Genomic DNA, 13275 nt, shown 5'->3' on the forward strand with positions numbered 1-13275 from the left:
ATGCTAAATATTTGGTTAACCCTTATTGTAATTATTTTTATCGTTTATATTCTACGCCTAGTTGCAAAGAAAGTCGTTGAAATGAGAAATGTCATTTCTTGGCTTATTCTTTGTTTACTCTCGTTGCCAGTCATTTGGTTTCCTAATTTGATTGGACAGTTGTCAAAAATGTTAGGAATTCAAGTTCCAAGCAATCTAATCTTTTTCTTAGGCTTCTGTTTACTTGTCTATTTAAACTTCTCTTTGACTCGGATTACCTCAAAACAATCCGTTCAAATTCGACAATTGTCTCAGAAAATTGCATTACAGGTAAAAGAGCATGAAGAATAATCAACCTGTTTCAACGGAGAAGGTGTATTTTTGGAATCTGTTAGGGAACTTGGCATTTGCTGGATCATCTGTACTATTTACATTGATCGTTACACGCATGACCTCGCCAATGGAAGCAGATTCCTTTAGTCTTGCCTATGGGATTGCTGCGATTCTAGTAGTAGTAGGCATGTTTCAAGTTCGAAGCTACCAAGGGACAGATGTTCTCTTTAGACACTCCTTTACCAGTTATAGTATTGCCAGATGTCTTTCTCTCCTACTTATGGTGGCTGTCTTCTTTCCTTATTTATTTATTTCGGGGATTGATTTTCATGAGAGTTCAAAAATTACCATTATCGCTTTATATGTTCTCTTTCGAATGTGTGAGGCAATTTCTGATCTTTTTCAAGGGATGTTTCAGCGTCATGAACGATTGGATATTGCTGGCAAATCAATGACCATTCGGTATTCTATCAGCACGATTCTTTTGTTGGCATTTTTGCTGATTACAAAGTCATTAACACAATCATTGCTTTACTTAGTTGTTTTTAACTTTATCTTTGTATTTTGTTATGATTATGTAAAATCAAAAGAATTTGAATCCATTGATGTCTCAGTAAAAAATCTCCAAAGAGACCTATTTGATGCGATCACTATTTTAAAGAATTGTATTCCTCTCTTTATCAGTGGATTTTTACTAGCTTATATTTTCAATGAGCCTAGAATCGCGATTGACTCTGAAATTAGACTGGGACACTTTATTGCAGGGACACAACGGGACTTTAATATTTTGTTTATGCCTGTCTTTTTTATGAGTCTCTTTATTTTAATTCTTAGACCCTTAACAACGCAATTAGCGATCTTATGGAAGAATAAAGAATTGAAAAAATTTGATGCCATCATTGCGAAGATGTTTGTCATTGTTTTGGGTGTCGGCTTGGTTTTAACTGTGCTAGCTTATTTGATCGGGACGCCAATATTAAGTCTTGTTTTTGGTTTACCTTTAAACCAGCATAGTACTACCCTAGCCATCCTTGTTTTTTCTGGAATTCTGTATTCTATTGGGATTGTTTTTGGGGATGTCATGACGGTTATTCGAAAACAAACGTATCTGTTGCCTGTGTATTTATTCATGTTTATAGCTTCCAAATTGACAAATAATGATTTGGTACAAAAAATGGGACTTCTAGGTGCGTCTTTAAGCTTTTTCATCGTGATGTTCGTTTATTTTAGTGGAAGTTTACTTGCTTATTTTATTGCAAGAAAAATAGAAAGGAAGGGCTATGCTCGTTAATCAACAACATACTTGGGTGATTTGTGCTTATGGTGAGAGCGAATACTTAGAAGCTTGTATTCAATCCTTGAAGAATCAAACTCTCCAATCACAGATTATCTGTTACAGTTCAACACCACTGGATTCGATCAAGGAACTTTGTCAGCGTTATGCTATTCCATTTTACACTAAGCAAGGTGGTGGGATTGGTAAGGATTGGAACAATGCCATGTCTTTTGTAGAGACGAAGTATGCTACCATCGCCCATCAGGATGATTATTATGAGCCGGACTATGCTGAGAAAGTTTTGGCTAAGATGGAAAAAAATCAAGATGTGTTGATTGGGTATTCTGATTATTTTGAAGAAAAAGATGGCCATAAAATTCCTGCGAATACAAATCTGAAGATCAAAACCTTGATGTTAAAAACTATGAATCTTTTTCCTGCTAGTCACTTTTGGCGAAACCGTGTGATGGCTTTTGGGAATCCGATTTGTTGTCCAGCTGTCACCTATAATCGTGAAAATTTGAAGAATTTCTATTTTGATGAAGGAATGAGAGTGAGTTTGGATTGGTACGCATGGTATAAGATCAGCGAGTATAAAGGTCGTTTCGCTTATGTATCTGACAAACTCATGTGCCACCGTATCCATGAAGAGTCTGAAACTTCAAAAACCATTGCAGACAATACGCGTAGTAAAGAAGATCTATACATGTACCAACTCTTCTGGCCCAAATGGATGGCCAAGTTGTTGATGAGACAATATGTGAAGAGTCAAAATTCGAATAATTAGGAGAAACTGATGGGATATTTTGTTGATAGTTATGAGCGAAATAAAAAGTATTTAGTAGCTTTCGCAGTTTTGGCCTTTTGTATTGCAGTTATTTATACAAAGCGCTTAGTAGATTTTCCTAAAATTGGTGTAGCGTTATTTGTTGTATTGGCTTTTTTCATTTTTCTTTTACCGAAGAAGAATGTTGGAACCTTCCTTGCGATGCTTATTGGTGGTCTGTCCTTTGCTTTCATTACACCCGTTTTGAATACGCCAGATGAACAAGTTCACCTTTCAAGAACGATTCATATTGTGGAAGGCAACGTCAATATGGGAAATAAAAACATCCATATTACCGAAGATTACTTTGATGTTTATAAGAATTTCAAAAAACCATTTACCAAATCTTCTTTATTTGAAGAAGGGCAGACGACCAAACAAGTGAAGTTTGGGAAAGAAACGGATTACAGGGCAACCAACTCATATTGGTTTATTGGTTATATCCCTCAGGCTCTTGGATTTGGGATTGGAAAATTTTTGAACTTGAGTGTAGGAGTCTCCTATTATCTTGGTCGAATTTTTAATGTCATCGCTTACTGTATTTTAGCTCTCATTGCCATTAAATTAAGTGGGAAAGCGAAGCAGTTGATGACAATGGTAGCGATGTTTCCAATGAATCTGGTTCTAGCTGCTTCTTATAATCAAGATAGTGTAGCATTAGGGTTGACCTATATCATTATTGGATTATTTTTGAACTATGTAACGGATGATGAAAAAGTGGTTAAAATTAAGGATTTATTGCTTTATGCTTTCCTTTGCGTGATCCTTGTAACAATGAAGCTTCCTTATGTCTTGCTTGTAGGATTATTGCTATTTATACCGAAAAAGAAAACGCAATGTAAAAACTACTATCTCATTTCTCTCGCTTTGATTATCTCAGTCTTTGTCTTTACGATTTTTTGGTACGTTCTTACCCAGCAAGTTCGAATTGAGAACTTTAAACTGGAGGGCGCAGATGTAAAAGGGCAAATTAGTAGCATCATTTCAAAACCTCATTGGTATCTTCCAGTGATTTTGAAGGAGATGTTATTATCAGTCAGTCATTTGAATCAACTCTATACATTTGGTTGGTTAGATTTGTCGATGTCAGAAGTCCTTATTCCAATTTATGCTCTTTATACTTTGATTACTTTTTCAAATATTGGGAAAATCAAACTTCCTAAAGTATCAGTAGTAGGAGCAAGTTTGGTTTCTCTTGCAATTGTTGGTTTAATTTCTTTGACCTTGTATCTGACCTGGACACCAGTTGGAAATTTTGAAGTTTTAGGAGTTCAAGGCCGATATTATTTGGGTGTTGTTGCTCTTTGTCTACCAGTTATTTGTAGTTTATTTAAGCAAAGAGTTCTAGATGAACAAAAGTTCTCTGATCATTTTGTAGTACAAAGCAGTCTCATTATTTTATCTCTAACATTACTACAAACCATCTCTGTTTTATATGCTGCAGTTTAATTAAAAGGCTAAAATAAGTTATTACTAGGGGAAACCCTAGTTTTTTGTTACAATAGAAAGTGAATAATTCAAGGAGTAAGAGATGACCATATCAGTTGTAGTCCCATGTTTTAACGAAGAAGAATCAATTCCATTGTTTTATCGAGAGATGGAACGTGTTCGGATGAAAATGGGAGAAAAGTTTGAATATATTTTTATAAATGATGGCTCTTCAGATGGTACGCTATCCATTCTTCGAAAGCTACATGTTACAGATTCAAATGTGCACTACCTTTCTTTTTCTCGAAATTTCGGAAAAGAGGCCGCACTATATGCTGGACTTGAGCGTGCTAGTGGTCAATATGTGACGGTCATGGATGTAGATTTGCAGGACCCACCAGAGTTATTGATCGAAATGAAGCAGAAGTTGGAGGAACAGCCGGATTTAGACTGTGTCGGAACGAGACGTGTAACCCGTGATGGGGAACCGCCGATCCGCTCTTTCTTTGCGCGGATGTTTTATAAATTGATCAATCATATTAGCCAAGTGGAAATGGTGGACGGGGCGCGTGATTTCCGTTTGATGCGACGTCCTATGGTTGATGCTATCATGGAATTATCGGAGTACAATCGTTTCTCAAAAGGAATTTTTGCTTGGGTAGGATTTGAGACAGAATACCTCGAATATAAAAATGTAGAGCGTGTGGCAGGAGAGACGTCTTGGAATTTTTGGTCTCTCTTTAAGTACTCGATTGAAGGGATTGTCAATTTCTCGGATGCCCCATTAAACATTGCCTTTATTGGTGGACTGTTATCTTGGATTTTGGCCTTTATCATGATGATTTTGATTGTAATCCGCACCTTGGTCTTTGGGGATCCTACTTCAGGTTGGCCATCTCTTATGACAGTGATTCTTTTCCTGGGAGGGTTCCAATTATTGACCATCGGGATTTTAGGGAAATATATTGGTAAGATCTTCATGGAAACCAAGAAACGTCCAATCTATGTTATCAAAGAGAAAAGTGAAGAATGAAGAATATCCTAAGTATGAGTCTTGCTGCTAAGCAAAAGATAGACAGATTTTACGAGGGAGTGGATCGGCTCCTCGATAAGATCAATCAGTTGGATATGGTAAAAGGGATCCGCAGTTATATTGACCGGCTTATAGATGTTTTCAACCAAATCAGCAATAAGTTGGTCTACCTATTACTAACTTCCTATGCGCTCATTTTTACATTTATATCTTTCAATCTGATCAATTTTCAAAGTCGCTCATATGACTATGTCTTCCATTTATCCCGCATTGTCGGCTTAGCAGAGTCCATTGAGCATTGGGATTTACTCCCCAATCTGAATTTTTTATTTGCATTCGGTACGGGATATGCTTCTCCTATGTTTTATGGAAATTGGCAGTTTTATCCGTCAGCCATCGTTTATATGATGACCAACGATGGAAATCTTGCTTATTCTATATTTGCATTTTTGTTCATTCTTGGTACAAGCCTAACAAGTTATATTGTTGTTTCAAAAATAGTAAAAAATAAGGTGACTGGTATAGTAGTGGCCTTGACCATTCCTTGTTATTACACCTTATTTGGTTTTGGAATGACCATGGTAGTGCCACTTGTCCCAATTCTTATTTATTCTATTTATCGAGTGCTCTACTTAAACAAAAAGAACCCTCTCTATTTAGGGATTGTAGTAGCGCTTTTAATTCAAACCCATATTTTATCAACGATCATATTAGCAATCTTTTCTGCGGTATTTTTATGTTTAAATTATAAAAGGCTCACACTGGAAAAGATTATCTCTTTTGTATTTTCTATCTTGTTTGCCTTATGTTTATCAGCAGGGTACATTTTTCAATATTTGGAACAGGTTTCATCACAAAAATTTTTCTTCACATGGACAGCGAGAAATTTTCCTGTCAATGTGAAAGATACTTTTTTGGTTCCTTTTCCATTTCAAGCAGATCGATATGGTTTTTATAAACCTTTCACACCATTAGAGTGGCCGATCCATCAATTTGTACGAGATGGTCTATTCTATGCGAGTATGATGGTAATCTTATTCTATCGCCGTCTAGGGAGTTTAAGTAAAACCATATTTTGGACTTGTTGGATCTTATATTTTTCTGCAACGAGTCTGCTGCCTTGGAATTCCGTATTGAAATACACTTTTTTAGGGAGTATGCAGTATTCAGGGCGCCTATTGTTTTTCATTCCTCTGTTGTTCCTATTCTTTCTTGCTGTTACAAATAGAAATGGATTTTTCTCTATTGTCTTATGCCTCTTGAGTTTAACTTTCTATTTCAATCATGTGGTCCCTCAATTTGATAGCTCTTCAAAAAACTATAAACAGATGCGTGAGGATAATAAAAAGAATGAAAAATTACTGAAATCAGTATATAAAGGTGACAAATCCAAATATATTGATCCTGTAGGTGATGAATATTATAATCTTGATATTAACAATCGAGATGTACGCTTACCTCAATTTACTGAATTTCAAACAGCTAAGGATGTAAAAATATCAACTATTAAAAAGAGGTACAATCTTTTAGAATTTGATATAAAGGTTCCTGACGATAAAAAGGAAACTACTATCTCTATACCAATGATATGGTACAAAGGATATCGCGCAGAATATTCTAAGGGAGCAGAAGGTTCTCAACCTGTGTTGAAACAGCGAGCTTTTACCGAATCTGAGTTAAAAGAAAATAAAAAAGATCGGAAACCAACTGTCTCAGAAAAAGTTTTAAATGATGGTAAAATTTATTTATCTATTCGAAATTCTGGCCATGTCAAAGTTTCTTATCACAAGACATTTATACAGTATCTTGGTTTCATGATAGAGTGGATCTCTTGGATACTGGTATTCTTTATTTTTAAGCAGAAGTATTCAAAAAATAAGGAGCAATTCCCATCTTAAAAAGCAGAAAACTTCTGCTTTTTTTGCTATAATGATAGGGAAAAAGCATTTGAAAGGAATTTAACATGATTTTAATTACAGGAGCAAATGGGCAACTTGGAACAGAACTTCGCCATTTGTTAGATGAACGAAATGAAGAATATGTAGCTGTTGATGTGGCTGAAATGGATATCACAAATGCAGAGAAAGTAGACGAGGTATTTGCGGAAGTAAAACCAACCTTGGTCTATCACTGTGCTGCCTACACAGCTGTTGATGCTGCGGAAGATGAAGGTAAAGAGTTGGACTATGCGATCAACGTGACTGGTACGGAAAATGTAGCAAAAGCGTCTGAAAAGCACGGTGCAACCTTGGTCTATATCTCAACAGACTACGTTTTTGATGGGAAAAAACCAGTGGGACAAGAATGGGAAGTAGACGATCAACCAGATCCTCAAACTGAATACGGTCGTACCAAACGTATGGGGGAAGAATTGGTTGAGAAGCATGTGTCTAACTTCTATATCATCCGTACAGCTTGGGTCTTCGGGAACTACGGTAAGAACTTTGTCTTCACCATGCAAAACCTTGCGAAGACTCATAAGACTTTGACGGTCGTTAATGACCAACATGGTCGTCCAACCTGGACCCGTACTCTTGCAGAGTTCATGACATATTTGGCTGAAAATCGTAAAGAATATGGTTATTACCACTTGTCTAACGATGCGAAAGAAGATACAACTTGGTATGACTTTGCAGTTGAAATCCTCAAAGATACGGATGTTGAAGTGAAACCAGTGGATTCTAGCCAATTCCCAGCTAAGGCAAAACGCCCTCTCAACTCAACGATGAGCTTGGCTAAGGCTAAGGCTACAGGATTCGTTATTCCAACTTGGCAAGATGCTTTGAAAGAATTTTATAAACAAGAAGTGAAATAAGATCAAATAGAAGCGACCCTCAAGGGTCGCTTTTCTGTTTGGATTAGGCAAAAAACCTAGAAAATGGTATAATTGAATAGACTGTGAATGATTTGAAAGGGAACTCTATGCAACATGTTTTTATTATCGGAAGTCGTGGGCTTCCGGCTCAATATGGCGGTTTTGAGACTTTTGTGGACCAATTGGTTTCGCATCAAGTGTCTCCAGATATCCAGTACCATGTTGCCTGCCTTTCTAATGATCAAGCCTATCATCATTTTGACTACAAGGGTGTGGATTGTTTTACCATTAAAGCCCCCAAGCTTGGGCCTGCGCGTGTCATCGCCTATGATATGATGGCCATCAACTATGCCTTGAAGATTATTAAGAAACAAGGAATTGAACAGCCGATTTTTTACGTCTTGGGCAATACAATCGGAGCCTTTGTGGCGCCTTTTGCGCGCAAGATCCATAAGATAGGCGGACGATTTTATATCAATCCAGATGGACTGGAGTGGAAGCGGGCCAAGTGGGCCAAACTGATCCAAGCCTATCTCAAGTATTCTGAAAAGATCATGACGCGCCACGCTGACTTGGTGATTTCTGACAACCCTGGTATCGAATCCTATATCAAGGAAGCCTACCCTTGGTCCAAGACGACCTATATTGCCTATGGGACGGATTTGTCTCAGACCAGCCTGACCAGTCAGGATAATAAGGTCCTAGAATTCTATCACAAGTGGCAGACTCAGGAGAAAAATTATTACCTAATTTTGGGTCGTTTTGTCCCAGAAAATAATTATGAGACTGCCATTCGTGAATTTATGGCCTCTTCTACCAAGCGGGATTTGGTGATTATTTGTAACCAAGAAGGCAATCCCTATTTTGAGGAGCTCCGAGTTCGAACTGGATTTGATCAGGATCCTCGTGTTAAGTTTGTAGGAACGGTCTATGATCAAGATCTCTTGAAGTATATCCGTAAAGAAGCCTTTGCCTATATCCATGGTCATGAAGTGGGCGGAACCAATCCTGGTCTCCTAGAGGCTCTCGCTCAGACGGATCTGAATTTAGTTTTAGGAGTCTCCTTTAACCAAACGGTCGCTAAGGATTCGGCTCAATATTGGACTAAAGAAACTGGGAATTTAGCGCATTTGATTGACCAGGTAGATTCTTTAGAAGATGTATCTGAATGGGGTCAACGTGCCAAGGCCAATATGAAGCAAAACTTTACCTGGGATAAAATTGTAGGTGAGTACGAGGAATTATTCTTATCATGAAAGTAAATATCTTGTTGTCCACCTATAATGGTGAACAGTATCTAAAAGAGCAGGTCAAAAGTATCCAAGACCAGACTTATCAAGACTGGCAACTCTTGATCCGAGATGATGGATCGACAGATGGTACGGTGGAGATCATTCAAGAGTTGGTAGCCCAGGATGAGCGCATCCGCTTTATCAACCAAGGAGCTATCGAAAATCTCGGTGTTATCAAGAGCTTCCATGCGCTTCTGAAATATGAAAAAGCAGATCTTTATTGCTTCAGTGACCAAGATGATGTCTGGCTTCCTGAAAAGATTGCACTTCAGGTAGCAGAAGCCGAGAAGCATCCTCAAGAAGTGCCTTTGCTGGTCTACACAGATTTAAAAGTGGTCGATGAAAACTTGCACGTGCAGCATGAAAGTATGATTCGCACCCAGTCTGATCATGCCAATACAGAACTGATTCAAGAGCTGACGGAAAATACGGTAACTGGTGGGGTAGCCATGATTAACCATGACCTGGCGGAATTGTGGACAGGTCAAGAAAAGCATGCACTCCTTATGCATGATTGGTATTTGGCCTTACTAGCAACTGCCTTTGGAAAGCTCATCTATATCGATCAGCCGACAGAGTTGTACCGTCAGCACAGTAGCAATGTTCTGGGGGCTCGTACCCTTAGAAAACGGGTTAAAAACTGGGTTCGCCCTCATATTCTTTTTGCTAAATATTGGAATCTCATCGAGTCCAGTCAAGAACAAGCAAAAAATTTATTGGATCTGCCTGTCAGTCCCCAAAATAAAGAAATTATTGAAAACTTTGTGACCATCATGGACGTTCCGCTAAGAGAACGTTTGAGAAGGATTCGTCAGTATGGTTATCGTAAGAACCGAGCTTTTCACACCTTTGTGTTTACTAGCTTGATTCTGACAAAGTTTGCATATCGAGGTAAAAAATAATGTTTGACGTTTTTAGTCAGAAAAATCGAATTTTATTAAGAGAATTAATCAAAACAGACTTTAAATTACGTTACCAAGGATCAGCAATCGGTTATCTTTGGTCGATTTTAAAGCCCCTGATGACCTTTACGATCATGTATATTGTCTTCATCCGATTCTTACGCTTGGGTGGAGATGTGCCCCATTTCCCAGTTGCCCTCTTGTTGGCCAATGTAATCTGGGGCTTTTTCTCAGAAGCAACATCTATGGGGATGGTGTCTATTGTTAGTCGAGGCGACTTGTTGCGAAAATTGAACTTCTCCAAACACATCATTGTCTTGTCTGCGATTTCAGGAGCAGCGATTAACTTTGTCATTAACCTGGTTGTTGTCTTGATTTTTTCATTCTTTAATGGGGTGACATTCTCTTGGACAGCTTTGATGGTGATTCCGCTATTCTTTGAGTTGTTCTTGATGGCGACAGGATGTGCATTGATCTTAGCGACATTTTTTGTCCGTTTCCGTGACCTAGGTCAAGTCTGGGAAGTACTCCTGCAAGCCGGCCTGTATGCGACGCCAATTATCTATCCAATTACCTTTATTGCAGACCGCAATCCCTGGGCTGCTAAGTTGGTCATGATGAATCCTTTGGCCCAAATTATTCAAGACATGCGATACTTCTTGATTGATAAGGCCAACACCCCTGTCTGGCTTTTGGTGGAAAATAAGTTCTTGGTTTTGATTCCTTATGTTTTACCAATTCTTATTTTTGTCGCTGGCTATGCTTACTTTAACAAACATGCTAAGAAATTTGCGGAGATTCTCTAATGACAGATAAACAAATTGCAGTAAAAGTAGACCATGTCAGCAAGTACTTTAAGTTGCCAACAGAGGCAACCAACAGTCTTCGAACTGCCCTGGTCAATCGCTTCAAAGGCATTAAAGGCTACAAAGAACAACATGTGCTTAAGGATATTTCTTTTGAAGTAGAAAAAGGTGATTTTTTCGGGATCCTCGGAAGAAATGGTTCTGGAAAATCGACTCTCTTGAAAATTATTTCTGAAATCTATGTGCCGGAAAAAGGTACCGTCACCATCGATGGGAAATTGGTGTCCTTTATCGAGCTTGGAGTGGGCTTTAACCCAGAGCTGACTGGTCGTGAAAATGTCTATATGAACGGGGCTATGCTGGGCTTCTCGACAGCTGAAATTGATGCCATGTATGATGATATCGTAGACTTTGCTGAGTTGCATGAATTCATGAACCAAAAGCTCAAGAACTACTCATCAGGCATGCAGGTTCGTCTAGCCTTTTCGGTTGCCATTAAGGCCCAAGGGGATATCTTGATTTTGGATGAGGTCCTAGCAGTAGGAGATGAGGCCTTCCAGCGCAAGTGTAACGATTACTTCCAAGAACGCAAGAAATCAGGGAAAACCACGATCCTGGTTACCCATGATATGGGAGCTGTCAAGAAATATTGTAACAAGGCTGTTTTGATTGAAAATGGATTGGTGAAGGCTTTAGGGAGTCCAGAAAATGTTGCCAATCAGTACAGTTTTGATAATACAGCTCCTTTGCAACAGGGAGGAGAAGCTAATGGAGCAGGCAATTCCAACCAGGAAGAAAAAGTCTTGGTTGAAAATTTTCAGCTTCAGTTGTTAAGCTCAAACAAATTACGTCCTCAAGATCCTATTCAGTTCCAGATTGATTTTGATGTTCGTGAAGATATCAGGACCTATATCGCTCTGTCTTTAACGGATATTGATCGGAACATTTGGATCTACAATGATAATTCTATGAATCAACTGATGAGTGGAGCTGGACATAAAACAGTTCATTATACTTGTTCACTGCCAACTGTAAATGACTTAAAAATGAAATTGGAAGTGACAGTAAGGGATGAGGAAGGGCAGATGTTGGCCTTTTCAGATGCCACCCAGACTCCACTGATCTTTATCAATCGAGATGATATCGCTTTGGATGATAAATCAGCAATGGATTCGGCAAGTGGCTTAATCCAACGCAATGGAACATGGTCAATGACTGACTAGACTGAGGGAAATATGAAAACGACGCCTTTTGTTTCGATTATTTGTACGGTTTTTAATAAAGAGCCCTGGCTAAAGAAGACGATTGATAGCTTCTTAGCCCAACAAACAGAGTTTGATTATGAGATTATCTTGGTGGATGATGCTTCAAGCGATGGATCTCGTTCTATCATTCATGATTATCAAGCCAACTACCCTGATCTGATTCGTGCCTTTTATCAGGATGAGAATCAGGGAATTTCTAAAACCTGGGTCTCTATCTGTAAAGAAGCACGTGGAAAGTATATTGCCCGCTGTGATGGAGATGATTTTTGGTTAGACCCTTTAAAACTTCAGAAACAGGTTGACTTATTAGAAAGTGAACCTGATTGCAAATGGTCCAATACAGATTTTGATATTTATGATGAACAAGGAACCCTCGTTTCTAAGGCCGGCTTTGCTAATCATACGATTCCATTAGCAGATACCTATGAAAAGATGCTTGCAACAAGAGGGTTTACCATGGCCTCTACATGGCTAGTTGAAAGAGATCTGATGTTAGAAGTCAATCAAGAGTTAGATTTAACGACATCAGATGATACTTTCAACCTCCAATTGGAACTCTTTCAACGGACTTCTTTAGCCTATCTGGATGAAGCGACAGTTGCTTATACCATTAATCAAGGATCGGATTCTCGTCCTACTGATTTTAAAAAATTAGAACATCGTTTTCATAAGTTGCTACAAACACAACTGGACTATCTTGATAAATATCCAAATGCCGATTATAAAGAGATGACGAAGATCCTTTTAGATCGTAATAATACTTATGAGATTCGCCTTTCCAAACCAATGGATTCTCTTTCACACATCGGAATGGAGTCTGTTACAATTTATTTTGGTGACGAAGAAAATACTTATTCGGAAGATCGTACCATGACCAAACTTCTTCAAAAAGAAGATAGTCTGGCAATCGAAATTCCGAAGGGAACTTCTGTTATCCGAGTTGATCTGTCTGAAAGTCCAAGTTATTACTCTGATGTTGAATTGAGAGATTCTAACGGAAAGGTTTACTCGCCAGTTTATAGTAACGGAGTCATTGTTGATGGTTACTTTTTCTTTAGCGAACCGGATCCACAACTGATCTATGATGTTAAGGAAGAAGGAGAATATAGATTAAGTTATAAGATGATTCCTGTCGATGATATAGCTGCACCGGATTATATTGGAAAAGTTTTTGCAGCTGAGTTCTTGGATAGTCAGAATAGAATAAAAAAACTTGAGGCTGATCTAGAAGCTACGAAAGTAGCATATAACGCCGTTATCACATCCAAACGTTGGACCATTCCAACAAAGATCTTGAAATTCTTAAGAATAAGGAAATAA

Annotated in this window: 12 protein-coding genes; all 12 read left to right on the forward strand. The window is 38.3% G+C overall.

What is annotated here, in order from left to right; translation table 11 throughout:
• The 12 genes from QM870_RS02885 (at nt 1) to QM870_RS02940 (ending at nt 13275) form a co-directional block, all read left to right on the forward strand.
• Nucleotides 1–330 (forward strand): DUF2304 domain-containing protein, encoded by a 330-nt coding sequence (locus QM870_RS02885; RefSeq protein ID WP_049490917.1) that lies wholly within the window; start codon nt 1–3, stop codon nt 328–330.
• On the forward strand, nt 320–1603 hold the full coding sequence (locus QM870_RS02890) for a lipopolysaccharide biosynthesis protein (RefSeq protein ID WP_414363076.1): 1284 nt from the start codon (nt 320–322) through the stop codon (nt 1601–1603). Before QM870_RS02885 ends, QM870_RS02890 begins: the two co-directional genes overlap by 11 nt.
• Nucleotides 1593–2375 carry a glycosyltransferase family 2 protein gene (locus QM870_RS02895; protein ID WP_414323196.1) on the forward strand — a complete coding sequence of 261 codons (783 nt, stop codon included), beginning with the start codon at nt 1593–1595 and terminating at the stop codon, nt 2373–2375. The genes QM870_RS02890 and QM870_RS02895 overlap by 11 nt, the downstream gene beginning before the upstream one ends.
• A 9-nt stretch (nt 2376–2384) precedes the next feature.
• The gene (locus QM870_RS02900; protein WP_414363078.1) at nt 2385–3863 is read left to right on the forward strand and encodes a DUF2142 domain-containing protein; all 1479 of its coding nucleotides are present in this window, start codon (nt 2385–2387) and stop codon (nt 3861–3863) included.
• Between the two features lie 82 nt (nt 3864–3945).
• Nucleotides 3946–4875 (forward strand): glycosyltransferase family 2 protein, encoded by a 930-nt coding sequence (locus tag QM870_RS02905; protein ID WP_049490921.1) that lies wholly within the window; start codon nt 3946–3948, stop codon nt 4873–4875.
• Nucleotides 4872–6773, forward strand: a complete 1902-nt coding sequence (locus QM870_RS02910; RefSeq protein ID WP_414368535.1) for a hypothetical protein — start codon at nt 4872–4874, stop codon at nt 6771–6773. The genes QM870_RS02905 and QM870_RS02910 overlap by 4 nt, the downstream gene beginning before the upstream one ends.
• Nucleotides 6774–6838: 65 nt before the next feature.
• Nucleotides 6839–7690, forward strand: a complete 852-nt coding sequence (rfbD, locus tag QM870_RS02915; RefSeq protein ID WP_023026990.1) for a dTDP-4-dehydrorhamnose reductase — start codon at nt 6839–6841, stop codon at nt 7688–7690.
• Nucleotides 7691–7797: 107 nt separating this feature from the next.
• The gene (cps2T, locus tag QM870_RS02920; RefSeq protein ID WP_201087633.1) at nt 7798–8946 is read left to right on the forward strand and encodes a beta 1-4 rhamnosyltransferase Cps2T; all 1149 of its coding nucleotides are present in this window, start codon (nt 7798–7800) and stop codon (nt 8944–8946) included.
• Nucleotides 8943–9884, forward strand: coding sequence for a glycosyltransferase family 2 protein (locus QM870_RS02925; protein WP_414368538.1), 942 nt, complete (start codon nt 8943–8945; stop codon nt 9882–9884). The genes cps2T and QM870_RS02925 overlap by 4 nt, the downstream gene beginning before the upstream one ends.
• Nucleotides 9884–10690, forward strand: a complete 807-nt coding sequence (locus QM870_RS02930; protein WP_313790718.1) for an ABC transporter permease — start codon at nt 9884–9886, stop codon at nt 10688–10690. Before QM870_RS02925 ends, QM870_RS02930 begins: the two co-directional genes overlap by 1 nt.
• Nucleotides 10690–11913, forward strand: a complete 1224-nt coding sequence (locus tag QM870_RS02935; RefSeq protein WP_049482481.1) for an ABC transporter ATP-binding protein — start codon at nt 10690–10692, stop codon at nt 11911–11913. The genes QM870_RS02930 and QM870_RS02935 overlap by 1 nt, the downstream gene beginning before the upstream one ends.
• 12 nt (nt 11914–11925) lie before the next feature.
• Nucleotides 11926–13275 carry a glycosyltransferase family 2 protein gene (locus tag QM870_RS02940; protein ID WP_414368541.1) on the forward strand — a complete coding sequence of 450 codons (1350 nt, stop codon included), beginning with the start codon at nt 11926–11928 and terminating at the stop codon, nt 13273–13275.

Origin of the sequence: Streptococcus parasanguinis (assembly GCF_047463195.1) — a bacterium.
Taxonomy (GTDB): domain Bacteria; phylum Bacillota; class Bacilli; order Lactobacillales; family Streptococcaceae; genus Streptococcus; species Streptococcus parasanguinis_R.